We start from the raw sequence: 23233 nt of genomic DNA, 5'->3' as shown, positions 1-23233 counted from the left end.
GTGGCGGACCTGGGGGGCGGCGTGGTGGGGCATCTGCTGCTGGAGGGCCATCCGGCAGTGGCGGCGGATCCGGCGGAGCGGCCGGTGGCAAAGGACCTTTCGCGACGGGAGGGAACTCCGGAGATCCGACCGCATATGGAGGGGTCGATTGTGCAGATGAAGAAGACGACGAGCGGAGGCACAAGCCCGAGTGCGAGCGAGCCGCCACTCGACTTTCGAGCGCAACCCGCTCCGAGCATTAACAACGGTTCGACCCGCTGTTGTTGCATGCTGAGCAGCCTGGCCCAATGGAGCGTGCCGCGCCTGGGCACATGAGTACTCTATTAACGCGCCGCCGCATCGTTATCGGCAACGCAGCATCCGAATGTTAGTCGCGTTTTTCTCTGATTGCATATTTTTTTGCCCACCATCGAAGCTGGCGGAATTCTCGCGGACATATTGCCAGGAGACCTCACATGAAAATCTGCGCTCGAGTGGACAACCCCGCTGCTGTTCTTCGCCAGCGTCTCGAAGCGCTTGCCTCCCAACTCGCGGAACTTGAGAGTCTCAGGGACCGAGTGGATCGAGAAGAGAACCATCAGCGCGAGCTGCGCCGGTCGGGCTATCTCGGACGGCGCGCGAGCTCAGAGCGCAACCCTGCAACGTCGCAGATTTAAAGCTTATGCCTGCTCCGCCTGGTCGCAACCCATCAAATTATTCAGCGAGAGTCCGAAAGCGAACGGATGATTCGAATTTAATCGATCATATTTGGCTCGGCGGGGGGCGAGCGGTTCATCCGCAGCAGCATCCCGTCACGCCGAGAACAGGGGCGCTAGTTTTCTGGCGCAGTACGTGCGGGGAGCGGGGGGTCTTAAATCTACTAACTAGTTTCGCTTGAAAGGATGAAAGCTCGTGAATGATGCCAATGTGAAAGTCGAAACGCAGGCCGATCCGGTGAATGAGAACGCGAATGGTGCAAAACCAAGGTTCGATTTCCCGCTTTTGAATTTCCAGGAACTCCTCCGTGGCTTCGCCGAGCAGGGCGCCGCACAGACCAAGAAAAATATCGCGAGCATGAAAGCGACTTCCGAGGAGATCAGCGACATTCTCCGTGAAGCCTGCTCTATGAACGCCAGAGGGGCCGTTGATTACGGCGCCAAGGTCATCGAGATTTCCAAAGACAATACCAGCGCCACCCTGGAGTTTTTATCCCGGCTCGCTGAGACCAGGTCGCTGCTGGATATCGTGCATCTTTCGACCGCCCGAAGCCGCGAGGCTTTCGAAGTTGTCTCCGCACAGAATCGGGAGCTTTGGGAGCTCGCGCAGAAAGTTGCGATCGAGACGACCGAGCCCATCAAGACCAGCTTCAACAGAGTGCTGCACAAGACTGTCTGAACCGAGGCTACCGGCCGCGCGGATCGACTGGACAGGCGTTTCCGCGACGAGGGGACGCTCGGTCCAGTCGATGGCGGGCCAGCGTGCTCAGGGTCCGCAACAGATTGCAGGAAACGAAGATGGGTGTGGTAATGATCAAATGCCCGGAAACGGGCGACGCTATTTCGACGGGTATCGAGACTGATCGCGAAAGGTTTCGCTGCAGCGCGGTATTCTTCTCGCGCACCTATTGTCGGGTCTGCGCGGCTACACACGAGTGGTTCGCGCGAGAGGCCTGGGTCTACGAGCCTGCCCTGGATAGTCGGTCGCCGGGCGGCTGGCGGGCGTCTCGCGCCGGCGCGGCTTGAATAAGTCCTGCTCCGCCACGCGAAATTATCCGATCGATCCTGCGGCTCATCACCTTGTAGCACTCGCATGCCACGGCTTCGAGCCGCGGCCGGTCAATCTCGAGCTGACCGCGGCGGTTGGATTTCAACGCTCTTGACGCGCGCAACGCCCTCACAACATGCGTGACCGTGGTGCGTCGGACGCCCAGTAGCTCCGACATAGTCTCCTGGGTCAAGGGGAGGAGATTGCTGCCATTCGCCCGGTCGTGAATTTGAAGCAGCCAGCAGGCCATCCGGGCTTCGACGGAATGCAGTGCATTGCAAGCCGCGACGTGCTGAACCTGCGTCAGCAGCGATCTCGTGAAAATCTGCACCATGGATGCGATCGCGGCGCTGCGCCCCAGAGCTGACAAAAATTGCGCCGCCGGAATCTGCAGCACGGGCCCCGGTACGCGGACGACTACCGTCACGGATGAGTGGGATGTGCCAAGCGCCAACGTTAGACCGATCGCACCTTCACGACCGATCACCGCTATGGCGGCAGTCTGCCCGTTCGGCAAGTCCACGATGTAGGAAATCGCGCCGCCACAGGGGAAGAGAAGGTGCTCGATTCGATCTCCCGATCGGACCAGTACGGCGTCGCGCTTGAGTACGACTTTCCGCAGGTGAGGCGCAAGCAAAGCGAAATCCGCCGCCGGCAACGCTGCTAACAATCGATTACCAACTCTTGTCGCGTGGTCCATCATGGGATTCGTCCCCCACGGAGGTCCGGCGCTAGGTCTCCTGCCGGCTGGTGCCGGCTGGTCTGCACTACTCAACAGCGCTCCAATCGGTCACCGGAGATATGGTTCCAATTGGGAGTCGTGCGTGTGCGACGGCACCGCCACGCACGATCCCGCTAGATCCTGCGATTGGCTCCAACTGGAGACCGGCAGGCTCGCGGGCATTGCAGTTGATGTCGGCCAAGCCTATCGCTCGTCCGCCTTCTCGGGAACCGGAAAGAGTGTCATCGAAGCGGACGCTCTATGCCTGTGCGACGGATGCCAATTTTCGGCCGAATATGCTCAGGCGGCGACCGCCTAATCATTGAACGTTCTTAACTCGTGGCTGACTCTTAATCAGCGGGTCCCAGGTTTGGGCCCCGCCCACCGCACCTCGCAAAGCCTTAGGCCGATCCACGGTTTGAGACGACCGAACTAAAACGGTTTTTCAAACGGTGCTTTTTGGATCCCACCGGACGGTTGCTCCCGACAACGTGATCGGCGGTGCCGGTGACAAAGCGGCTCGCCGAGCGGCTTCCCCATTAAGTCACCATTTGCCGAACGAGTGTGCCGCAAGTTCGAACGACCCTGCTATTGAGCAGATCGGCCCTTGGTGCGGCTTCCTATTTTAGGCGAATTGCTTGTGACGTTCACGGAGGGAATCCATCCACAGGGTGAGATCCTGCACGTGCTTGAACATATCTTCGGGAGGCGGCGAAGCCGCATTTCGCCCGCGGGAAAGATCGTGAGCGTCCGTGATATCGCAACAAAGTTTGAATCCTGCCTCCCAAGCGGTGACGTCAGCGGCTTTCGGGTGCGGCGCTTCAGCGCCTGCTGGAGACGCGCGACGCGCTGGCGCGTCAATCTCGTCGCCAAGGCCTTGCGAGAAAGCAACCAGATCAACGACGAAATCAGCCGCGCTCTTGGTTGTGACTCCGCATCCTCGTTTTCGCAGGCTTTCACCCGTCACATAGCTGGGCGCCTGGCCCGTGTCGCAAAGGCTTTCACCTGTCAGACGTGGTCCAATGATTGCCTGTCGCGTATGCTTCTGACACAAATTTACAGGCCGAATCTACCGAATGCGCAACGTCTGGAACAGTCTGACGATCCGTCCCATCGGTATGAATTGCCGGCGGTTCGTCTCAAAGTATTTGATTAGCTCGTCGAGTTCGTCTTGCGTGGGCTGTCGGTTACGCTCTTTGCTCTTTCCAACCAAATTGAGGTGACTTAACGCGACGCGTGCGAGGCGGGCTTCCTCGGCTGAAACCTCGACACCGTGCACGGCGGCGGCGTTCGTTATGATTGTACGGAGAAGGACAAGTCGATTGCCAGTGTCGCGGGGGCCAGCGCCCAGCTTGGCGCGCTTTCTTCCGAACTCGATCAGCGACTCTCTGTTCAGAGCGGGCAGCTTCACACTGCCGAGTTCGGTCTTGAGCTAGGCCATCACAGCAGCTTTTGATCGGCGAGGGGGCTTACCGACCTCGCGCATGTCTTGGTCGTGCAAGTCAATCAGATCGCCAAACGTGCGAACGTTCCGGACCACGCGTGGCTTCGACGATCCATTACGGTCAATGTTGCGCTCCATTTCGAGCGCCCATTCTGCCTTCGCCATCCTTGCGTCTTCGGAACGTCTCGGCCACATAACGGGTCTTGCGCCGGACTTGGACGCGCCGGTTTCCGGATGCAATTTGTGTAGGTCGCCACGCGTGTGCACTCCGGCTTTCGTGTGCACGACGTGTGCACCGGGAGATCCAGAAAAATCCATTAGGCGCAAGCCTGCAGGGCCCGCCCTTTCATGCCAATGAAACAGCCTTGACGTTCGGAAGCTTTTGACGCGAAGCAGGCCTGCGAACGATGCTACTTGCCTTCGTTCCAGATATCGGTGGCGAGCTTCCAATCATTTCCGACCTTTTCCCAAACCACGACATATTTTCCAGTCACTTCCTGTGGTGTCGGTCCCTTGGTCTTCAGCACGAAGGTGCCGATCTCGCGTGCCGCCATAGGGCCAAGCGGCTTAACGTCAACGGTGGTAAGTTTCGGATCGCCAACTTGCTCCGCCATGCCTTTCCACATTGTCTCGATGGCTGCTCGGCCCTGCACCATCGCAGAGCCGGGCGGGAATGCAGTCGCATCCGTGCTGTAGAGTGACCCAATTCCAGAGAAGTCGCCCTTGTTGAACATTTCAATCCATTTGGCGTTGATCACTTCAATTTCGGCCTTCTGAGCCGATGCTAGGCCGGTCAACGAAATCACGAATGCGATCACCAGTGCTATGCTGCGCATGATCATCTCCAATTCTGATGTAGATACGAATGCGAGCGGCAATTGTCCTGACGTCGAGTGGATGCGCTGAACGCCGCATCCCAGACCGCGTTTGGCGCAACAGCAACTCCGGAGGACTACCGTCAACAACATTGACAGGTAAGAACAAGGCCGCACCGGGTGCGATCGAGCGACGAGGTTGATTGCTCGTTATCGAAGGTTCACCGATAGAGTGACAGGCCGCAAGCCACCGGTCCAACAAAGAGCGTTCCCATGTTGCTGAACGTCGTACTTCGACTGAGAAGGGAGAAGTGCCACTCTTGATGTGCCTGATCGCATTCTGCCCTTGAGGCGCGGTCGATACTCCGACAAGGGATCGCTTTGTAGCGATGTCATGGAATCCCGCGCCTCACCTCGTGGAGATTAGTAGCCGAGGATCAAGCGGCCACCCCGGCGCGTCTTGTGGCGGGCAGTCTTACAGGCGGACACCGGTTGTAGCAAACGCTTGGGCAACTGGTTTCTGCACCTGATCCAAGAGCGCCATTGCTGCAATTGCGATCACAACGGCAGCAGCGCAACCGAGCAGAAAAGCCTTCATGCGCGAACTCCATCATTTACAAGCCGTACTCATCTTACGATGCCGCTTCCTGTGAGTAACTGTGGCGAACGATCTCAAGCTCGCCCGCAGTTGCTGCCGGCTCTAGGGGCTCTTAAAAACCGGGTCGATCGAAAATGCATCGCTCATCAACCCCAGCGATCGAAGGTCGGCGCTTTGCAAGTCCACTTCCAATATGACGAGGAGCAGCATGAGCACGACAACCGTAAAAGCGAGCAGAGGCGAGGCTTTTCGGGTAGCTGGCTCTGGAGCGATCAAGAACACGCGCATGGCGCGTAGCCATGAGATCATCCGCAGCAATGGCCTCGATTGCCCCAGCATGCCTTCTTCCTTGACATGACGAGCAAAAACCAAGGCTAGGACTCGCGCTGCCGCGATTCAAGGGAAGATTGCGGGCGGCGGGCGAACTGACGCAGTGCGCGTCGAGGAACTGATACCGATCCTTCCTCGTTGAAGCTTGCGCCCCAGAAGGAGGATCTGGCCGTGAAGGCACTGACATCCATACTATGCCTGGCAGCGGTCGTGGCCTTCGATAGTGCGCTCGCCCAATCCCGTCAGACGGGGGCGCCTGCGCCACAGACGGTTCCCGAAGAGAGGGGCCAGTCGCAGCCACAGGGCTGGACCGGCCCGGTTAATACGGGTTCGGGCGGCGCGCCCGCCGAGAGTCCGCAGGGCCAGAGCCCGCCCGGGATGCAGGCGGCGCCCGAGGGCTCGTCCAAGAAAGTCGTGGCGCCGAAGAAGTAAGTGCGGTGCCGCGGACACTTATTTCGGGCATTCTTGACGGCATAGAGTGACCATGGCTGGCAGTGATTGATGCGATGGGCTTCGTGCGCCCGGGTTGCCGCAACCCTCCTGGAGATTGTTGCTGCGTCAGCGGCGCACGCGCAGCTTGCGGGTCACGGCGGCCCCGTCCGTGCGCTCGCCGTTTCGGCTGATGGCGACAGCCTGTTGTCGGGCAGCTTCGACACTTCCGTCATCCGCTGGTCGCTTAAGACCAACGCGGCGGGCGAGGTGCTAAGGTATCATGCGGACGCCGTTAACGCCGTTGCTTTCCTGCAGGACGGCCGCATGGTCACCGCGGGGTCCGACGCCCGGCTGGCGGTATGGACAGCCGGCCGCCAACAGCCTGATCAAGTCCTCGAGGGGCATACCGCTCCCGTCGTGGCAATCGCCGTGGCGTCGGACGGATCGAGCCTCGCCTCGGCCTCTTGGGACCATAGCGTGCGCCTTTGGTCGTTGGCTGATGGCGCCGCCCGGGTGTTCGAAGGTCACGCGCAGAATGTGAACGGTGTGGCCTTCGCTCCAGACGGCATGTCGCTCGTTAGCGTCGGCTATGATCGTGCGTTGCGCATCTGGCGCTTGCCCGAGGGCCGGCCTGAGACGGTGGAATTGCCAGCGCCATTGAACGCCGTCGCCATCGCGCCCGATGGCGAGATCGTCGCGGCAGGGGCTGACGGCAAGCTGCGCATGTTGACGAGGGACGGGGAGCTGGAGGGCCAGGTGGCCGCGGGCTTGGCACCGATCGTCGCTTTGGCGCTTTCCGATGATGGGATGCTGATCGCCGCCGCAGGCATCGACGGCACGGTTGCCATTGTGCAGCGCAAGCCGCGGAGAGTGTTGCGGACGCTCGTGGGCCCCGTTTTCCCGATCTGGTCGGTCGTGTTTCTGCATGATGCAGCAACGCTCGTGACCGGAGGTGCGGACGGAAAGATCCGGCGCTGGAACGTGTATACCGGTGAGCCCGTCGATTCGAACCTGTTCGGGACATCAGCGGATCCGCTGGCCGCTTATGCGGGCGATCATGGTGCCGATATTTTTCGCGCTTGCGTTGCCTGCCACACGCTGTCGGACAAGGAGCCGCAACGTGCAGGGCCAACGCTTGCCGGATTGTTCGGACGGAAAATCGCCTCGCTCTCGGGCTATCGGTTTTCCGAGGCGCTCAAGACGATGGATATCGTCTGGAGCCCCGAGACCGTCGCAAAGCTGTTTGAAGTCGGGCCCAACGCCTACACGCCGGGAACGAAGATGCCGGAGCAGCGCATCGGATCGGCCGAAGACCGCCGCGCGTTGACCGACTTCCTGGCCCGGGCGACCTCGCAATAGGCGAGGCCCTAACCTGGACGAGGGACGTCGCGCCTACGTCTTGCTGTCCGGCCGGCGCAAATAATCCTCGGTGGTTCGGGGCGGCGCGCGTTCTGGCACGCCCTCAAACGGATTGAACCGCTGTTCGCTCATCACGATCACGCGGCAATCCGCGCACATCCTGATGGCGTCGAGGCGCTGGTCGCCCGCCGGATACATCCAATGATTGCCCTCGAGCTTGACCGCGATGCGATCAATCGTGCTCTTCACGCCGAATGCCGTGCCGCAGCGGATGCAAAGGGCAGGCTCTTCCTCTTTGATCACAATCGCGGGCGCGCGGCCTGCGCGGAAATCGATCTGCGGCTTCAGCGTTATGACCTTCTCGGGACAGGTGCTCTGGCAGAGACCGCATTGCACGCAGGCATCCTCGACGAATTTGAGCACTGGACGGTCGGGATCGTCGCGGAGCGCGCCCGTCGGGCAAACGGAAACGCAGGACAGGCACAGCGTGCATCCACCGGTATCAACACTCACCGCGCCAATCGGAGCGCCCTGAGGCAAGGCAATGACGTCGACCTGCTTCGGTGCGAGCCGATGCAGTTCGCTCAACGCGAAGCGAAGCAGGTCGCGCCGCTTGCCGACGGTCTTGAAGGTCGCAGGCGTGTTCACCGCGGCAAGTCGCTCGATGCCCCTCAGGTGCTCCAGCATTGACTCCGGATCGTCAGTTTCGATCACAGTGACCCGGCGCCCTTCAAATCCGAGGCCCGCAAGGATGGTCTCTGCCATGTTGATCGTTTGGGTCAGTCCAGCCACGTCATGCCGCGGCTTGCCGCGGAGCAAAAGCCGGAACGCGGTCGCTCCGTAGGCAAATGCGCCGATGACAGCCTCAATCCCGATCTGCGTCACCTCGTTGACGGCCAGAGGGATGACGTGGGCAGGCAGGCCATCGCCGTGCCGCGCCAGCGCGTCGATCAACGGCGTGCCGTGTTGGCGGTCGTGTAGCAACAGGACGGGGTTCGATCCGCCCGCCTGATGATAAGCGAGCAGCATGGCGCGGATGGTCTGAAGCTGGGTGTCCGCGGGCGGCAACGCGTAGGACGCGGCGCCCGTCGGGCAGGCGGCGGCACATTGGCCGCAGCCGGCGCAAATCTCGGCATCGATAGCAACATGATTGCCGGCTGGCGTGATCGCATTCGTGGGGCATAGATCAAGACAGCGATGACAGCCGGTCAGATTCGAGCGCGAATGGGCGCAAAGATCGGGCGTGAACTCGACATATTTAGGCTTATCGAAACGCCCGACAAGTTCACGCGCGCTCAGGACGGCTCGCAGCATGGCGCCCGGCTCCTTGGGATCGGCCCGCAGGTAACCGTCGCGCAGATCATGCGCCTGAAACAGCGGTCTCTCTCCCGATAGGTCAATGACGATGTCGCAACGCGAGGTGGCGCCGTTGCGTGGAGTTTCAAAGACGTAGTGGTCGCGCGAGGAGGGGCGCGGGGGAGCGTAGTCGTTGACGGTGAGCTCGAAAGCGCCAAAATGTCCTCTGGCGTTACGGATGGTTCCTTTAACGACCGGGAAGGGCGTTGCCACAGGCGAGATGATCGCGCCCGGCTCCCTCAGCATCACGGTCACATCGAGGTGATCCGAAAGGAGCAGCCCGGCTTCGATCGCCGCCTCGTCCCGGCCATAGATCAGGATGACGCCGTCGCTGGCAAGCGTGACAAGTGGATAATCGGGCGCCTGCACGGCGCTGGCTGCGAGCAGCGCTGCCATTTTGGGGCCCGCATGCGTGCCTTCGGTCGACCAGCCTGCCGTCTCGCGAATGTTCACGAAAGCAATCGGCGCGGAACGATCGCCGGCTTGCTCCGCAAATAAGGATTGCTGATACGTGCAGGCAACGGTCAGAGGGCCCTCTGCCTTTGCGCATGCGCCAAAGTGGTCGAGCTCGGCGCCGCACAGGTGACGAAAACTCCTGATGTCGCCATTGTCGCATCCGCGCTTGATCGCGGCCACGTCAAGCCGCATCGTGTCTTCACACGAGCAAATCAGGATGGTCTTCGCTGGCTGCTCCAGGTTCATCCCTCCGAGAAGGCGACGAATGACGGGCTCGCTCCGATCCTTCGCTTCGTATAGATATTGTCAATTGGGGAAAAGGAGAAATTGGAGGAAGGCCTGCGGTCGATCCCAACCAGCCTCGCTTCCACGGCGGAATGGATCCAATTGCCGCCGCCCTTTGCCTTGGTCCGGTTGCGCGAGAGCGGAGACGCGTTCGCCCATGCATGCTGCATTGCACCCGAAAGCGGTGCCGGCACGCTGGTCTATGTAGGGCGGTTCGACGTCGCCGAGTTCGCGGTGGTGCTGGAGCCCACGGAGCCGCTGATCACCGCACGCCGCGCCTTTTACGCCGGCATGGTCGCCCTGACCGACGCCCTGCGCGCCTATGCGCCGCCGGCCAAGGAAGTTGCGATCGGTTGGCCCGATGCGGTGAGGATCGACGGTGGACTCGTCGGAGGGGGACGGCTTGGCTGGCCTGCATCCGCGGACGAGGATGAGCCGCCGGATTGGCTCGTATTTGGGGCCATGATTCGAACAGTCATGATCAACGATCATGATCCCGGTGTTCGCCCGCTTGCCTCCGCCCTCGATGAGGAAGGGTTCGGCGAGGCCGGCGCAGTACAGATGACAGAGAGCTTTGCGCGGCACCTGATGCGGGCGATCGACAGTTGGCAGGTCGATGGATTTGACAGCGTCGCGCGCGAATATCTCAGCCGTATCCCTCGCGAGCGGCAAACGCTCCGACGCATCGATGATCGCGGCGATCTGCTCACGCGCCACACGGGTCGTGATACGACCGAGCGGGCAGCTCTCGTCGACGCGCTGGCCTCGCCATCCTGGCTCGATCCGACGCTTGGAGGGCCGAGGCGGTGAAAAAGACTATCAAACTTCTACGCACGATCGCCCTGGATCCCTCCGACACCTTCGTGTTCGACGTGCCGGCAATGCCAGGCGAATGGGCCGTCTCCGGCGCCTTCCGCTTCTGCGGTCAGGATCCGGCGGAGCTGAGCCGAAAGGCACGTGCCGCCTTCCGCAGCGGCTTTCTTGGCGTGCAATCCTGGGGATGGTCGACGCTCGCGCAGATCGTTCCGGCAACCGAGGACGATTGCCAGGTGCTGATCGAGCTCCTTGCCAGACAACTTGTCGATCGGTTCGGCGCACCGGACATGGCAATTGCGAGGGCCGCTGCGGAAGAGGAAGTCACCTTTGCACAGTCGCTCTGCTCGCACCCGGTCAGCTCGCTCATTGCGGTCCACCGCTCGGGCGGCGACGGCGACGTCCACGAGAGCTTCCGTAAGCTGCAACTGCGGGAAGGGCAGCGTCATGGCAAGGCATTCTCGTTCATGGAAATCGAGGATGATGTCAAAGCCGACAGCGATCTTAACTATTCTGATGGGGGCCAGGAGCGGCTCCTCCGATGAGTGATTTCTGGATCGCATGCGGCCATCATCTGCTCGATCGCGACGAGAGCGGCGGGCTTCGTGTCACCGACGAATTCTTGAAGGCTTATTTTGCCCGTCCCGAGCTGATGCCGCCGAAGGACGCGTGCCCGGTCGAACGAAGACTGCATCGTGAGATGCTTGCTGATCCGCGCCGGGCGGTCGCAGCCAACGAGGTCGCTGCGATCGCCGATGAGGACGCGCGGGAGAACTGGCGCTTCGTGGTGGAGTTTCGCGATCTTATGTTGCGGCACCCGACGCTCGAAGCTGCGTATCTCGCAGTTCTGAGTTCGTCGTCAAACGTCCTGCCGCCGCTGTTCATCAACCAGCTCGTGCATGTGATCTTGCGCAATGCGCTTGACGCCAACGACGATGTGTTCGTGCTGCGCGCCGCCGAGCTGTTCTTCCGGCCGCAGCGGATCCTTCCACATGAACAGGCCTTGCTGCTTGGCGACGAAGAGGTTGTCGGCGATCGCAGCCCGACGCCTATCTTGTCGCTGATCTCGATGCTGGGCACCAAGACTGACGCCCAGCTCGATGTGCTGAGCGAGGAAAATGCCGAGAGTTATTGGCAACGCAGCAACCAGTTCGATATGGCCCTCGATCTCACCGCGGGTGGGCGAGGCCCTCGCGCGCTGGCACAGGCGATGACGCGCTGGGTCTCCCATCTGCTCGGGATCGATGTTCGCATTGAACCGCTGACGGAACTACGCGAGGTAAAGCTGGCCTGGTATATCGGGTTGGACGCTGACGCCACCAAGATGGGCGATCGGCTTTGGCATGGCGAGGAGCTCGACGGGCTCAGCGCAGGGCGAGTTCTTTCGCTGTTTCGCCTCACCTTTGCGGATCCTCAACTCGCCCTAGAGACCTTGCGGGGCGAGCCGGTCTATCTGATCCTAGCGATGACAGCCGATCGGAAGCTCCGCATGAAACCGCAGAACCTGTTGAGGGGACTCCCGATCAGGCGCCTGGAGGCGATCTCGTGAGTGTTGCCCTGCCGCTCCAGCGTATTCCCGTCGGTATCGTCGTCGAACTGCGCAAGGCGGATTCGCCGTGGGGCGATTTTATCTGGCGGAGCGCCGCCGTGTTGCCTGACATACCGGACACGGAGCCCTGGACAATCTTGCGCGAACAGGGCGGCACCACCTGGTTCTATGCCGGCAGCGCAACGGTTGATCTGTACGTGTCGGAAACTGCGCGTTACCGCGACAATATTGCCTCCGGCACGCCGAGCCTCTGGGTGGTCTTGAGCCCATCCGAGGGAGCTTGGCCTTATGCGATCGCCGCCACGACCGCTGATCCCGCCGAAGGAGAGGGGTTTACCGGGGCCGCTGACAATCTGGTTGAAGCCGTACCGATGCCCGAGGTAGTGCGCGAGCTGATTGAAAGCTTCATTGCCGAACACCACGTCGAGCGAGAGTTCGTCAAACGCGAGCGCCGGCGCGCCGACCCCGAGGCTTTGGCGCGTCGGCAGCATGAAGGCGGGCAAGAATGACCGAGGAAGAGTTTCTCGCACGTTGGTCGCGTCGCAAGCGCGAGTCGAATTCGAATGCTCCGCCAGCGGAAACAGCCGGGGCGGCCGGTGCAGCCGCGGTGCCATCCGCCGCGGCCGAGCCCGAACCGGACGTGGATCTTGGCAGCTTGCCGTCGATCGACGCGATCGCGGCGGAAACCGACATCACCGCCTTCCTGCGCAAAGGTATTCCGCCCGAATTGATGCAAGCGGCCCTTCGCCGCGCCTGGACGGCCGATCCGGCGATCCGCGATTTCGTGGGGCTCGCCGAGAACGCCTGGGACTTCAACGATCCGAATGCCATGCCCGGCTTCGGACCACTCGATTGCTCGCAGGCGGAGCTGGCAGCCTGGGTCGACCGGATCGTCGGGGGTCTGCGTGACGCCGCAGAGACTCAGCCTGACACGCCGACGCAATTGCAGGAGTCCTCGGCCGTTCCGAATGGCGATATTGTGCACTCCGTTGGGCTTACCGAGACGCCTGATGAAACCGGTCCCACAGAGATCGCGACTCCCGTTGCATCGCAATCGGCCATGGAGCCCGATACTGTTCCGCGCCGCGTACATGGTAGTGCCCTGCCTCAATAGTGTTGCTACCAAAGGCGCTATAGCCTCAACCTATTGAGCGGCGATTGACCGTCTGCGGAACTAGGTCTAGGTTTGCTAGCGCTTTGTTGCGCAAGTAAAATTGGTCGCTCGAGGGTCTCAGGCAACGGAGGTCCATGTGCGTGACGCCGGGCTCTATCGCGCCATTGACGCCGCAGGCGGCGTGGCCCAGCTTGCGCGCAAAATCCACATCAGCCAGCCCTCGATTTCGAACTGGAGCAAGGTACCCGCTCAGCGGGTGATTGCGGTCGAAGCTGCAACAGGTGTTCCTCGGGCCGAGCTGCGGCCTGATCTCTATCCCGATCACCATCACGAACACACAGCATCGCAAGACAGCATCGATCCGATCGATGTCGCGCGAGCGCAGGAATATGTCCTTCTCGCCGCCTTGCTCGCAGCTGCGCCGTCCAAGCGCTTGCTCGATCGGCTTACGGGTTTGAGCGGAGACGGCACGCCACTCGGTCAGGCTCACGCCGGCTTGGCGGAAGCCGCTTCGCACACGACCGCAGCTCAGGTCGAACGTGAATATTTCGACCTTTTTGTCGGTCTCGGCCGCGGTGAGTTGCTGCCCTACGCCTCCTACTATTTGACCGGCTTCCTCAACGAGCGGCCGTTGTCACGTTTGCGGACGGATCTCGCGGAGCTCGGCATCGCGCGCGCCGAGGGCAATTCCGAGCCTGAGGATCATGCCGCCATTCTCTGCGCGATCATGGCCGGAATGGCTGATGGCCGCTGGGAAGCGCCGTTCGTTGCGCAGCGTGCGCTGTTCGAGAAACACGTTTCGTCCTGGATGGGACGTCTGTTTGGCGACATGGAGCAGGCGGCGAGCGCAAGGTTCTACCGCGCGGTCGGCACGTTCGGCCGCCTGTTTATCGAGATCGAGAGGCAAGGATTTTCGTTCGCGAAGTGGCCATGCGAGGCTGGTCCGGGAGAGGTGCGATGAGCGATGAAAAGAAAGCGATCGTCGGACGGCGCGACTTCCTCCGCAGGGTTGGCATCGGCACGGTAGGCGCTGGGGCCATGCTGACGACGCCACTCGTCGGTTCCGCGCAGGCCGACAGCGAGAATGACGATGAGAAGCGCAAGTCGCGCTACAAGGAATCCGATCACGTGAAGGCCTATTACCGCGTCAACCGCTATCCCGCCTGAGGGAGTCCGCCCGTGCTTATCAAGCGAACACAAGAGCATTCCGGATCCGACCGCCGCGGCTCGGTCGCGGACACCATGGCAAGGCAGACCGGCGGTCTCGATCGCCGCGCCTTCCTGCGCCGGTCCGGTCTTGCGGGTGGCGCGCTCGCGGCACTCGGGACCATGCCGATTTCCGGCGTGCGCAAGGCGGAAGCGGCCGTGGCGGGTCCGCTGACCGCCGGGGCCACCGTCAAGAAAAGCATCTGTACGCATTGTTCGGTCGGATGCACCGTGACCGCGGAGGTGTTGAACGGGGTCTGGATCGGCCAGGAGCCGAGCTGGGATTCCCCCATCAATCGAGGATCTCATTGCGCGAAGGGAGCTTCCGTACGCGAGTTGGTGCACAGCGAGCGGCGTTTGCGCTATCCGATGAAGCTCTTAAACGGGCAATGGACACGCGTCTCCTGGGAGACTGCGATCAACGAGATCGGCGACAAGATCATCGAAGTTCGCGAAAAATCGGGTCCCGATTCCGTTTATTGGCTCGGCTCGGCCAAGATGACCAATGAAGGCGCTTATCTGTTCCGCAAGCTCGGGGCGTTCTGGGGCACCAACAACACCGACCATCAGGCACGCATCTGCCATTCGACCACTGTCACCGGCGTCGCCAATACTTGGGGCTATGGCGCGATGACCAATAGCTACAACGATATCCGCAACGCCAAGACCCAGATGATCATGGGCGGCAATCCGGCCGAAGCGCATCCGGTTTCGTTGCAGCATCTGCTCGAGGGCAAGGAACTGCAAAAGGCCAACTTCATCGTCATCGACCCGCGCATGACACGCACCGCTGCGCACGCCACGGAATATGTGCGGATGCGTCCGGGCACCGACATTCCGGTGCTCTACGGCATCATGTGGCACATCCTTCAGAACGGTTGGGAGGACAAGGAATTCATCAGGCAGCGCGTCTACGGCTTCGACGATCTCCGCAAGGAAGTGGAGAAATGGAATCCGAATGAGGTGGAGCGCGTCACCGGCATTCCAGGCGAACAGCTCAAGCGGGTCGCCAAGCTGTTCGCCACCGAGAAGCCGTCGACCTTGATCTGGGCCATGGGCCAGACCCAGAAGACCGTCGGCACCGCCAATGTGAGGGCGAGCTGCATCCTGCTGCTCTTGACCGGCAATGTGGGCGGACCGGGCATGGGTGCCAACATCTTCCGCGGCCACGACAACGTGCAGGGGGCGACCGATGTTGGGCTCGATATTGTGACGTTGCCGTTCTACTACGGTCTCGCCGAGGGCGCGTGGAAGCACTGGTCGCGGGTCTGGGACGTTGACTACGAATTCCTGAAGTCGCGCTTCGATTCCAAGCAGATCATGGAGACTCCCGGCATTCCTCTGACCCGCTGGTTCGAGGCAGTAACGCTGCCGAAAGATCAGGTCGCTCAGAAGGACAACGTACGGGCAGTGTTCGTTCAGGGGCACGCCAGCAACAGCATCACGCGCATTCCGGAGTCTCTCAACGGCCTGAAGGCGCTAGACCTGCTTGTCATTGCCGACCCGCATCCCACGACGTGGGCGTCATTGGCGGTCGAGGCCGGCCGCAAGGATGGCGTCTACATTCTTCCCGTGGCCACGCAATTCGAGTGCAAGGGATCGCGCGTCGCCTCGAACCGCTCGCTGCAATGGGGCGAGCAGATCGTCAAACCGATCTTCGAATCCAAGGATGATCTCGAGGTCATTTATCTTGTGGCCAAGAAGCTCGGATTCGCAGACCAGATGTTCAAGAAAATCAAGGTCGAGAACAATCTGCCTGAAGCAGAGGATGTGCTGCGCGAAATGAATCGCGGCAGCTGGTCGACCGGCTATTGCGGGCAATCGCCTGAGCGGCTCAAGGCGCACATGAAGCACCAGGCGAAGTTCGACATGCTGACGATGCGTGCCCCAAAGGACGATCCCGAGGTCGGCGGTGACTACTACGGCCTGCCGTGGCCGTGCTGGGGCTCACCGGACGTCCGGCATCCGGGTACGCCGCTGCTCTACAACACCAATCTCGCGGTGATGGATGGCGGCGGCACGTTCCGGCCGCGCTTCGGTATCGAACGCGAGGAGAAGCTGCCAGACGGGTCCACGCGCAAGGTCAGCCTGCTGGCCGACAAATCGTACTCTAAGGATTCCGAGATCCAGGACGGCTATCCCGAATTCACGCTGGCGAGCCTGAAGAAGCTTGGCTGGGACACGGATCTCACCGAAGCGGAGATGGCCACGATCATGAAGATCAATCCGACCAATCCGGATTCGGTGTCCTGGTCGCTCGATCTCTCAGGGGGCATCCAGCGGGTCGCGCTCAAACACGGCTGCGTGCCGTACGGCAACGGCAAGGCACGCATGAACGCCTTCGGCCTGCCCGATCCGATTCCGGTCCATCGCGAGCCGATCTACACGCCACGTGTCGATCTTGTCGAGAAATATCCGACGCTGCCCAATGCCAAGCAGTTTCGCATGCCCAACATCGGCTTCTCGGTGCAGAAGGCTGCTGTGGAGAAGGGGATTGCCAAGCAGTTCCCGCTCATCCTCTCGTCGGGCCGTCTGGTCGAGTATGAGGGGGGTGGGGAGGAGACGCGTACCAATCCGTGGCTTGCCGAACTACAGCAGGAGATGTTCATCGAAATCAACCCGGCCGATGCTGCTGATCGCGGCGTCAAGGATGGCGGCTGGGTCTGGGTCACCGGCGCAGAGAACAATTCCAGAGCGAGGATGAAAGCGCTCGTCACCGAGCGTGTCGGCAAGGGCGTCGCCTGGATGCCCTTCCATTTCGGCGGCTGGCTGGCAGGGAAGGATCTTCGCAGCGCCTATCCGAAGGGGACAGATCCGATCGTTCTCGGCGAAAGCGCGAACACCATCACGACCTACGGATATGATCCCGCGACGGGCATGCAGGAACCGAAGGTCACTCTTTGCCAAATCGCGGCGGCATAAGGAGCAACGACGATGGCCCGTATGAAATTCCTCTGCGACGCCGACCGTTGCATCGAGTGCAATGCCTGCGTCACCGCCTGCAAGAACGAGCATGAGGTGCCCTGGGGTATCAACCGGCGCCGCGTGGTCACCATAAAAGATGGCAAGCCAGGCGAGCGTTCGATCTCGATGGCCTGTATGCACTGCACCGACGCGCCCTGCGCAGCCGTGTGCCCCGTGAACTGTTTCTACACCACCGCCGATGGCGTGGTGCTGCACTCCAAGGACCTCTGCATCGGCTGCGGCTATTGCTTCTACGCCTGTCCGTTCGGCGCGCCGCAATATCCCAAGGTCGGGAACTTCGGCTCACGCGGCAAGATGGACAAATGCACCTACTGCGCCGGCGGCCCCGAGGCCGATGGCAGCAAGGAGGAATACGAAAAGTACGGCGCGAACCGGCTGGCGGAGGGCAAGTTGCCGCTGTGTGCCGAAATGTGCTCGACGAAGTCATTGCTCGCCGGCGACGGGGAGATCATCGCCCAGATCTACAAGGAACGCGTGATGAAGCGCGGCTACGGCTCCGGCGCGTGGGGCTGGAAGACCGCGTATCGCGAGACGATCGAGTCCTGACGCGGACGACAGTCAAGGACGCGATACCGGGAGGCGCAGATGGCGTCATTTGGAAAACTCGTTCGCCTGGCATTTGGCGCATGCGCGCTGCTTCTGGTGATCATGGCGGCTCCAGCGAGCACCCAGCAGGTCAATCCGACCGCAAGCTCCGTCAAGGAGCAGCAGTTGCTGCAGGAGATGAACCGAATCCAGGGCCGTGTCAGCATTCCGGATCAGAGATCGGGCGTGCTTGAGCAGCCACAGGGACGCGAATGGCGGGAGTTTCGCAATGTCACGCTGCGCTGGATCGGGGGCGTCGCGATTATCGGCATGCTGGCTTTGCTCGTGATCTTCTATCTCACCCGCGGCATGGTGCGGCTTGAAAGCGGGCGATCGGGCCGCACCATTGTGCGCTTCACGCTGTTTGAGCGCTTCGTGCATTGGATGACAGCGACCTGCTTCATCATCCTCGCCATCTCGGGTCTGAACATCACCTTCGGGCGGCCGTTGTTATTGCCGTTGATCGGTTTTGAAGCGTTCTCCGAATGGTCACAATGGGCGAAGTATGCCCACAACTATCTGAGTTTCCCGTTCACCGTCGGCGTCGTCCTGATCTTCCTGATGTGGATCGCGGGAAATCTCCCGAACAAGGTGGACGTCGCCTGGATCAAGCGGGGAGGGGGCATTGTCGGCCATGATCATCCACCGGCCTATCGCTTCAACGCCGGCCAGAAGATGATTTACTGGATCGTCGTAATCGGGGGCGGCCTCGTTGCAGCGACGGGATACGAGCTGATGTTCCCGTTCTACGTCAGCGGCATTGAAGGCATGCAGATGGCCCAGATCATCCACTCCGTGGTTGCCGTGCTATTCGTGGCCGCAATGATAGCGCATATCTACATCGGCACGATCGGGATGGAGGGGGCTTTCGAGGCCATGGGTTCGGGTGAGGTCGACCTCAACTGGGCACGCGAACATCATAGCCTCTGGCTCGACGAACAGAGTGGGCGAACCGGGCCGAACGATCAAAAGCCGCAACCAGTGACCGCTGCGGCGGAATGAGGGGGAGCGGCTGAAGAGGGCCGGTCAGGTGTGCTCTATTGCGTGCGCCCTCTGGCAAACAGAACGGACCGGTCCTCGATCTCCTGCTCGGCCAGCGTGCTCGCCTGGGCTGTCTGCAGCTCTTGAATGTTTGGCATGCCGCTCTGTGCAGAGTGAAGAAGTGCATGCGGTCTGAGCACGCTGGTCGCCGCACCGATGACGAGCAGGGCCGTGACGAGCGAAAGCATAAGGCGTTTCATTCGACATCTCCGTCCGGTGTTGTATCCGCCAAGACGGCGTAGGCTCTAATTGGTCCCGGTGATGTGAGCCGCCTCACATCCTTCGAGCCTTTTTTCCGGTTCCGACGGCTGAACGAAGGTCGGGCAGTCCATCGATGGTTTGCGCCGCCAAACAAGAAGTATGGACCGCGCACGTGTTCCGGAGCTTAGAAGGGCCGAAGGTCCAACAATGGAAGACAGCTGCGAGTTGCCGACCTATATCGCCATCTCATCTTGCCCTGTCACGACACCTGGAAGGTCGCAATCATGTCGGACGGGCAGCAAGATGCGGGGAGGTGATCGGAGCGATCGTGGGCCGGCTGCGCACCGAGTACGACTTGAAAAAGCTGAACCAGCGGCTTCACGCGTACTCAGGTCGTCCAGGACCTCGCCAAACTTCCGCATCACGGTTGCGTCTCCGAAGTGGCCCATCGCCGCATCCCCGCTGCGGCTGAAGGCGACCGCGCTGAGAGCTTTCGATGAAGCTCGGATCTGCAGCTTGACCGAGGGCGCCTTTTCGACGGGCGGTTTCGAAGTGCCTACTTGGTCAATTCGGGGGGACGGTCGCGCGGACGACGAACGGGCCGCGCGAGTAGCCGGCGGAAACCGAGGCTCGCAATCCTCGACCTGCGCCTCGAGGAGCCCGTTCGCGACAATGAGCGCCTTGACCGCCTCCCGGGTGTCTCGACCGCAGGCAGCGATGGCCTGGTCAGCGGCAGCCTCCAATTCGAACGGTGCCGATCGGGATGGCTCCCGATCCCGATTCACTAACCCAAGTCTACCTAAGTATGGTCACTTCATACCTGCGCGCGATGGCGCCGACCAAGGGCTAATGTTACCGATACATCCAGACTGAAAAGCAACGGAACCGGCCCTGCGAGCCGACAGTTGCGGGACGAGACCGGCGGCGTAGCGCCCGCCGGCCCTTCTCCCGATCTAGCGGTGCTTCGCCGCTCAACTGACGCTTACGGCCGTAGTTAGTGCAGAGAGTCCGCCATGAGAAACATCGCCGACCTCCTGATGCGGTTCAGACGGGGAAGCCAACGCGTGTCCAATACTCAGGTTGCAGCTATGGCTGAAAACCAAGATCGATCCAGCATGGCTGATTTTGTCCGGATCCTGCAGGCCTACGATCAAGCCCAGTAGGGCAGGGTTTGGTGCGAGCGCGTCAGTCCGTGATGCGGACGTCCGAGCAAACCAAAGCCAAGACCTCACACCACACCGCGTCCAGCTGTTTATGCCTAGCATGTCCGTTCAGGGTCAAACGGCGACAAGAGCAGAGGACTCTGATTTGCAGCTTCGGGCAAACTGCGGAAGTCACTCGGCTCCAGCCTTGGTTCAGTTCGGCGCTGATGTCAGTCAGCCCCAACGGTTCGGGCGCCGCATACAATGAAACGAGCGCGGGGATTCTGCTAGGCCCGGGCCGGGCCCAGCAACCGCCTGCTGAGACATCCAATGACTTCGCACCCTTGCATGGCCCCCGCGCCGCGCTGCCAGCAACATGAACCGCCTGCATGTCCTGTCCCTGCAGGGCACCCGCCGCATTGACAACGACATCAACGTCGGCAAGAGCGTCCTTCCATTTCGAAGCGTCGGTGGTCCGACCATATCGAGGATGATGTGGTGCGTATCAGGTGCCGCCGGGTGGCGCGACACCAATACGCATTCGGGCCCTTCGGCGGACAGTCTGGCCTGGATTGCCGATCGAACAAGCCCCGTGCCACCAACGAGACGGATGCGCATTGACTGGTCCTTCGATCGGCGGCGGCGGCTTTCGCAAACTGTTGATCGAACAAGGTGCGGACGGCTAAAGCACGGCTGATGCAATCGTTCCTTGCGGCGGAACAGGTGAGTTGGCCGCAAGCAGCGCCTTATCGTTTGCAAGATCGCTTTTCGAGCGCACGACGATCGCCATCGACGTTGCGGCGTCACCGATATCGACGGCAGGTCATTCAAGGGCCAGATCCGGCATTACGGCTTCCACTTCAGGCCGCTTAGCCGAAGATCTCTTGAATCGGTGACATGTCGGCTTTCGGCGGCAAACCACAAGTAAGTTCAGCCTAGCATCTACCGCTGCTTTTGACTCCAAGCAGATGAAGTCTTGGGATGGGTGTACGACTGCCGAACCCGTCGAACTCGGCCAGGGACTTGCGGGAGCACAACCACATTCTTGGTGAGCTCTTAGCCAGTGTTTCTGACCGCCTCTGCCAGCATGGAGTAGAGCTGCTGCTTGCTGAATTCCTTGGGCGGCTGCCTCTGCACTGTGTTCCGCGACACCTTCCGTGCGACTGGACGGGCGCAGGCCGCCGACGAGGTCGGCCTCAGCTTCGGGCGCGGCCTTATCTTGGGCCTTGCTGTGGGCGGCTTGTGGCCGCGCTTCAAGCCCAGACGGGTCAGCATGCCGCAGACCGCGTTACGACTGCACCCGAGACGACGCGCAATCTGCGCCGCGCTCTGTCCTGCGGACCAGAGTCTGTTGAGGAGCGCTATGTCTTTCGCATCCCAGCCCATGAGAGATATTATAGCGCCGACTGCCGAACACGCCAGTCTAGTCTTCGTCCGGCTCGCGCACGACCGGCGGGTCGTCAGCGTCATCTTCCTCTTCGTCGTCCTCGTCGTCTTCATCGGGATCTCTTGGCGGCATCGCGGTGCCCATAAGCACAAGCGGTGTCCAGTAGATCGCGGTGGCGGAAAATGCTTCGAAGGTATGTTGCTTCATGTGGCTCTACTCCTCGAAAACACGCGTAGTCGCATATTCATGGCGGACGGCACGCGCGTCCAGGGCGCGACCGGTGCAAACGAGATGGGAACATCAAGTCGACGACAGGAGCAAAGGAGGCCAACCGCCACGCAAATGGCGGCGTTTTCAGCTACTTTATGCCCGAGAATTCATTCGGCTCTATGTTCACCAAAACGTCGCCGGTGGTGATTTCGGGAACTCCAAGATCGAGGTCATGTAGACTTGCTTGAACAAACGCGAGTATCTTGGCGTTCGCTGCATTGGCGCTTTCGCGATCGTCAAATATCATCACGGCGATACCAACGCCGTCGCCCGCATCCAGCACATAGTAAGATCTGAATCCGTGCGATTGCCTTAGGATCTGGCCGACGCCGCTCTTGGCGCGGCGAGCGGCGTCCGCTACCGAACGAACCTTGGTGTACTTGCGAATGACCATGTACATAAGGCCACCACGCGCCACACGCCCCGACGCATCAAAGCATATCGGTCCCGGTCGGACTAGGGCCAACTTCCGAGACGGGGCCACAGTGTCCGGCTAGGCGAACCGGGCAACGCGCCTACTCCAATGAGTCCTCCTCGCCCTGCGCATGGGGCGAGGTGCTGAGGCTCAGGAGCCCTCGAACTTGAAGGATACGTTGAGCTTGGCGCGATAGGCTTCGACTTTTCCCTTTTCATCCAGCTGCATATCCAGCTTGACGACCTCTGCAATGCGAAGATCTCGGAGAGATTTTGCAGCTTGCTCGACCGCATTCGCGGCGGCCTTCTCCCACGATTCGTTGCTCGTACCGACCAGTTCAATGACCTTGTAGACGCTATCAGGCATGTCGTCCTCCTGTCCGGGATGAAGCAGGAAGCAGGTGCTCCCTGCCATTGTGAAATCTAGAAGTCGGAAAAAGGCGCTCGTAGCCCTCAGCGGAAGTATGGATGTGCCCTCGTTTCGTCCGCGGCCTAATAGCACGCCCTGTTCCCGCGAGTTCCGATTTCGCGGACTGGTCAGCAGTAGTATGATGGAGGTCACTAAGCCAATTCTGAGGGAGGGAATCATGCCGAACCTGGCCTCCTCGACGAACTCCGACGTGAGAGCCGAAGTTACCGGAGCTTATGCCGCGTGGGATACGGCGTTCAACAAAGCTGACGCCAAAGGGGTCGCCACAGCGTACGTTTCAAACGCGAAAGTGTTACCACCAACGCATCAGGTTATATCGGGTCCGGAAGAAATCGAAAAATTCTTTGCTGGGCTGTTTTCAGGCGGATTCACTGATCACAAACTAACAATCATAGATGCGGGTGGAGACGAGAAGGTCGTCTACAGTACCGCAAAATGGACGGCCAACGGCAAGGGACCGGATGGGAGCCGCCAAAGTGCCGGCGGCATTGCCACCCATGTGTTCGAGCGTCAAGCGGATGGCTCACTGAAGCTGAGGTTACATACCTTCAACTGAA

Annotated in this window: 26 protein-coding genes; 16 read left to right on the top strand and 10 right to left on the bottom strand. The window is 60.9% G+C overall.

From position 1 onward, the window contains the following. On the top strand, nt 1-315 hold a 315-nt coding region (locus tag AC0L3A_RS08305; RefSeq protein ID WP_473254061.1), incomplete at its 5' end, for a hypothetical protein. Between the two features lie 576 nt (nt 316-891). Next, nucleotides 892-1374, top strand: a complete 483-nt coding sequence (locus tag AC0L3A_RS08300; protein WP_354171106.1) for a phasin family protein — start codon at nt 892-894, stop codon at nt 1372-1374. A 280-nt stretch (nt 1375-1654) separates the two neighbouring features. Here the strand turns inward: AC0L3A_RS08300 and AC0L3A_RS08295 are convergent, their stop codons facing one another. Then, entirely contained in the window at nt 1655-2446 is a 792-nt protein-coding gene (locus tag AC0L3A_RS08295) for a Crp/Fnr family transcriptional regulator (protein WP_035992968.1), read from the bottom strand. Nucleotides 2447-3071: 625 nt separating this feature from the next. Here AC0L3A_RS08295 and AC0L3A_RS08290 point away from each other — a divergent pair. Then, nucleotides 3072-3620, top strand: coding sequence for a helix-turn-helix transcriptional regulator (locus AC0L3A_RS08290; protein WP_473254059.1), 549 nt, complete (start codon nt 3072-3074; stop codon nt 3618-3620). 698 nt (nt 3621-4318) lie between these two features. Here AC0L3A_RS08290 and AC0L3A_RS08285 read toward each other — a convergent pair. The 3 genes from AC0L3A_RS08285 to AC0L3A_RS08275 all read right to left on the bottom strand — a co-directional run bounded on the left by AC0L3A_RS08285 (nt 4319) and on the right by AC0L3A_RS08275 (nt 5693). Continuing rightward, nucleotides 4319-4744: a YybH family protein gene (locus tag AC0L3A_RS08285; RefSeq protein ID WP_007592779.1), complete on the bottom strand. Its 426-nt coding sequence runs from the start codon at nt 4742-4744 to the stop codon at nt 4319-4321. Between the two features lie 454 nt (nt 4745-5198). Then, nucleotides 5199-5321 carry a hypothetical protein gene (locus tag AC0L3A_RS08280; protein ID WP_007592777.1) on the bottom strand — a complete coding sequence of 41 codons (123 nt, stop codon included), beginning with the start codon at nt 5319-5321 and terminating at the stop codon, nt 5199-5201. A gap of 102 nt (nt 5322-5423) precedes the next feature. Further along, complete coding sequence (locus AC0L3A_RS08275; protein ID WP_473254058.1) at nt 5424-5693, bottom strand: hypothetical protein; 270 nt, start codon at nt 5691-5693, stop codon at nt 5424-5426. A 459-nt stretch (nt 5694-6152) separates the two neighbouring features. Between AC0L3A_RS08275 and AC0L3A_RS08270 the strand changes: the two genes are divergently transcribed. Then, nucleotides 6153-7442, top strand: a complete 1290-nt coding sequence (locus AC0L3A_RS08270) for a c-type cytochrome (protein ID WP_007592772.1) — start codon at nt 6153-6155, stop codon at nt 7440-7442. Between the two features lie 33 nt (nt 7443-7475). On the opposite strand, the gene AC0L3A_RS08265 is transcribed toward AC0L3A_RS08270, so the two are convergent. Next, nucleotides 7476-9446 carry a 4Fe-4S binding protein gene (locus AC0L3A_RS08265; RefSeq protein WP_473254070.1) on the bottom strand — a complete coding sequence of 657 codons (1971 nt, stop codon included), beginning with the start codon at nt 9444-9446 and terminating at the stop codon, nt 7476-7478. A 135-nt stretch (nt 9447-9581) separates the two neighbouring features. On the opposite strand from AC0L3A_RS08265, the gene AC0L3A_RS08260 reads away from it, so the two are divergent. The 10 genes from AC0L3A_RS08260 (at nt 9582) to AC0L3A_RS08215 (ending at nt 18793) form a co-directional block, all read left to right on the top strand. Beyond that, a complete protein-coding gene (locus AC0L3A_RS08260) occupies nt 9582-10349 on the top strand; it encodes a biotin/lipoate--protein ligase family protein (RefSeq protein WP_007592767.1) in 768 nt (255 codons plus the stop codon). A gap of 8 nt (nt 10350-10357) precedes the next feature. After that, the gene (locus AC0L3A_RS08255; protein WP_354128839.1) at nt 10358-10897 is read left to right on the top strand and encodes a DUF6505 family protein; all 540 of its coding nucleotides are present in this window, start codon (nt 10358-10360) and stop codon (nt 10895-10897) included. Further along, the gene (locus AC0L3A_RS08250; protein WP_473254057.1) at nt 10894-11901 is read left to right on the top strand and encodes a DUF6352 family protein; all 1008 of its coding nucleotides are present in this window, start codon (nt 10894-10896) and stop codon (nt 11899-11901) included. The genes AC0L3A_RS08255 and AC0L3A_RS08250 overlap by 4 nt, the downstream gene beginning before the upstream one ends. Next, a complete protein-coding gene (locus AC0L3A_RS08245; protein WP_007592762.1) occupies nt 11898-12410 on the top strand; it encodes a DUF3305 domain-containing protein in 513 nt (170 codons plus the stop codon). Before AC0L3A_RS08250 ends, AC0L3A_RS08245 begins: the two co-directional genes overlap by 4 nt. Continuing rightward, nucleotides 12407-13015 carry a DUF3306 domain-containing protein gene (locus AC0L3A_RS08240; RefSeq protein ID WP_473254056.1) on the top strand — a complete coding sequence of 203 codons (609 nt, stop codon included), beginning with the start codon at nt 12407-12409 and terminating at the stop codon, nt 13013-13015. Before AC0L3A_RS08245 ends, AC0L3A_RS08240 begins: the two co-directional genes overlap by 4 nt. Before the next feature lie 136 nt (nt 13016-13151). After that, on the top strand, nt 13152-13976 hold the full coding sequence (locus AC0L3A_RS08235) for a molecular chaperone TorD family protein (RefSeq protein WP_354171119.1): 825 nt from the start codon (nt 13152-13154) through the stop codon (nt 13974-13976). Continuing rightward, entirely contained in the window at nt 13973-14182 is a 210-nt protein-coding gene (locus tag AC0L3A_RS08230) for a twin-arginine translocation signal domain-containing protein (protein ID WP_007592759.1), read from the top strand. The genes AC0L3A_RS08235 and AC0L3A_RS08230 overlap by 4 nt, the downstream gene beginning before the upstream one ends. Nucleotides 14183-14194: 12 nt before the next feature. Beyond that, nucleotides 14195-17143, top strand: coding sequence for a formate dehydrogenase subunit alpha (locus AC0L3A_RS08225; RefSeq protein WP_354128780.1), 2949 nt, complete (start codon nt 14195-14197; stop codon nt 17141-17143). A gap of 12 nt (nt 17144-17155) precedes the next feature. Next, a complete protein-coding gene (fdh3B, locus tag AC0L3A_RS08220; RefSeq protein ID WP_473254055.1) occupies nt 17156-17752 on the top strand; it encodes a formate dehydrogenase FDH3 subunit beta in 597 nt (198 codons plus the stop codon). Nucleotides 17753-17791: 39 nt separating this feature from the next. After that, nucleotides 17792-18793: a formate dehydrogenase subunit gamma gene (locus AC0L3A_RS08215; protein WP_473254054.1), complete on the top strand. Its 1002-nt coding sequence runs from the start codon at nt 17792-17794 to the stop codon at nt 18791-18793. 35 nt (nt 18794-18828) lie between these two features. On the opposite strand, the gene AC0L3A_RS08210 is transcribed toward AC0L3A_RS08215, so the two are convergent. Then, entirely contained in the window at nt 18829-19032 is a 204-nt protein-coding gene (locus AC0L3A_RS08210; RefSeq protein ID WP_007592755.1) for a hypothetical protein, read from the bottom strand. A gap of 1014 nt (nt 19033-20046) precedes the next feature. Between AC0L3A_RS08210 and AC0L3A_RS08205 the strand changes: the two genes are divergently transcribed. Then, nucleotides 20047-20196: a hypothetical protein gene (locus AC0L3A_RS08205; RefSeq protein ID WP_198288232.1), complete on the top strand. Its 150-nt coding sequence runs from the start codon at nt 20047-20049 to the stop codon at nt 20194-20196. 1035 nt (nt 20197-21231) lie between these two features. Here the strand turns inward: AC0L3A_RS08205 and AC0L3A_RS08200 are convergent. The 4 genes from AC0L3A_RS08200 to AC0L3A_RS08185 all read right to left on the bottom strand — a co-directional run bounded on the left by AC0L3A_RS08200 (nt 21232) and on the right by AC0L3A_RS08185 (nt 22613). Then, nucleotides 21232-21561: a GcrA family cell cycle regulator gene (locus tag AC0L3A_RS08200; RefSeq protein WP_007592751.1), complete on the bottom strand. Its 330-nt coding sequence runs from the start codon at nt 21559-21561 to the stop codon at nt 21232-21234. A 37-nt stretch (nt 21562-21598) separates the two neighbouring features. Beyond that, nucleotides 21599-21769 carry a hypothetical protein gene (locus AC0L3A_RS08195; protein WP_354128779.1) on the bottom strand — a complete coding sequence of 57 codons (171 nt, stop codon included), beginning with the start codon at nt 21767-21769 and terminating at the stop codon, nt 21599-21601. A gap of 151 nt (nt 21770-21920) precedes the next feature. Continuing rightward, nucleotides 21921-22232, bottom strand: a complete 312-nt coding sequence (locus tag AC0L3A_RS08190; protein ID WP_219680055.1) for a hypothetical protein — start codon at nt 22230-22232, stop codon at nt 21921-21923. Nucleotides 22233-22397: 165 nt separating this feature from the next. Next, nucleotides 22398-22613 (bottom strand): dodecin family protein, encoded by a 216-nt coding sequence (locus AC0L3A_RS08185; RefSeq protein WP_473254051.1) that lies wholly within the window; start codon nt 22611-22613, stop codon nt 22398-22400. 220 nt (nt 22614-22833) lie between these two features. Between AC0L3A_RS08185 and AC0L3A_RS08180 the strand changes: the two genes are divergently transcribed. Further along, a complete protein-coding gene (locus AC0L3A_RS08180) occupies nt 22834-23232 on the top strand; it encodes a YybH family protein (protein ID WP_246648595.1) in 399 nt (132 codons plus the stop codon). Nucleotide 23233 lies beyond the last annotated feature (1 nt).

The sequence above is a fragment of the Bradyrhizobium sp. MI1.3 genome (assembly GCF_055811695.1).
The sequence above is the reverse complement of the archived record's forward strand: the minus strand, read 5'-3'. Positions and strand labels throughout refer to the sequence as shown.

Excerpts from the sequence above, each read along its gene's own strand:
- fdh3B (WP_473254055.1), top strand. The coding sequence starts at position 17,156 with ATGGCCCGTATGAAATTCCTCTGCGACGCCGACCGTTGCATCGAGTGC.
- AC0L3A_RS08185 (WP_473254051.1), bottom strand. The coding sequence starts at position 22,613 with ATGCCTGATAGCGTCTACAAGGTCATTGAACTGGTCGGTACGAGCAAC.
- AC0L3A_RS08285 (WP_007592779.1), bottom strand. The coding sequence starts at position 4,744 with ATGCGCAGCATAGCACTGGTGATCGCATTCGTGATTTCGTTGACCGGC.
- AC0L3A_RS08190 (WP_219680055.1), bottom strand. The coding sequence starts at position 22,232 with ATGTACATGGTCATTCGCAAGTACACCAAGGTTCGTTCGGTAGCGGAC.
- AC0L3A_RS08240 (WP_473254056.1), top strand. The coding sequence starts at position 12,407 with ATGACCGAGGAAGAGTTTCTCGCACGTTGGTCGCGTCGCAAGCGCGAG.
- AC0L3A_RS08250 (WP_473254057.1), top strand. The coding sequence starts at position 10,894 with ATGAGTGATTTCTGGATCGCATGCGGCCATCATCTGCTCGATCGCGAC.
- AC0L3A_RS08265 (WP_473254070.1), bottom strand. The coding sequence starts at position 9,446 with ATGCGGCTTGACGTGGCCGCGATCAAGCGCGGATGCGACAATGGCGAC.
- AC0L3A_RS08270 (WP_007592772.1), top strand. The coding sequence starts at position 6,153 with ATGCGATGGGCTTCGTGCGCCCGGGTTGCCGCAACCCTCCTGGAGATT.
- AC0L3A_RS08200 (WP_007592751.1), bottom strand. The coding sequence starts at position 21,561 with ATGGGCTGGGATGCGAAAGACATAGCGCTCCTCAACAGACTCTGGTCC.
- AC0L3A_RS08205 (WP_198288232.1), top strand. The coding sequence starts at position 20,047 with ATGAGAAACATCGCCGACCTCCTGATGCGGTTCAGACGGGGAAGCCAA.
- AC0L3A_RS08230 (WP_007592759.1), top strand. The coding sequence starts at position 13,973 with ATGAGCGATGAAAAGAAAGCGATCGTCGGACGGCGCGACTTCCTCCGC.
- AC0L3A_RS08295 (WP_035992968.1), bottom strand. The coding sequence starts at position 2,446 with ATGATGGACCACGCGACAAGAGTTGGTAATCGATTGTTAGCAGCGTTG.
- AC0L3A_RS08215 (WP_473254054.1), top strand. The coding sequence starts at position 17,792 with ATGGCGTCATTTGGAAAACTCGTTCGCCTGGCATTTGGCGCATGCGCG.
- AC0L3A_RS08195 (WP_354128779.1), bottom strand. The coding sequence starts at position 21,769 with ATGAAGCAACATACCTTCGAAGCATTTTCCGCCACCGCGATCTACTGG.
- AC0L3A_RS08280 (WP_007592777.1), bottom strand. The coding sequence starts at position 5,321 with ATGAAGGCTTTTCTGCTCGGTTGCGCTGCTGCCGTTGTGATCGCAATT.
- AC0L3A_RS08180 (WP_246648595.1), top strand. The coding sequence starts at position 22,834 with ATGCCGAACCTGGCCTCCTCGACGAACTCCGACGTGAGAGCCGAAGTT.
- AC0L3A_RS08210 (WP_007592755.1), bottom strand. The coding sequence starts at position 19,032 with ATGAAACGCCTTATGCTTTCGCTCGTCACGGCCCTGCTCGTCATCGGT.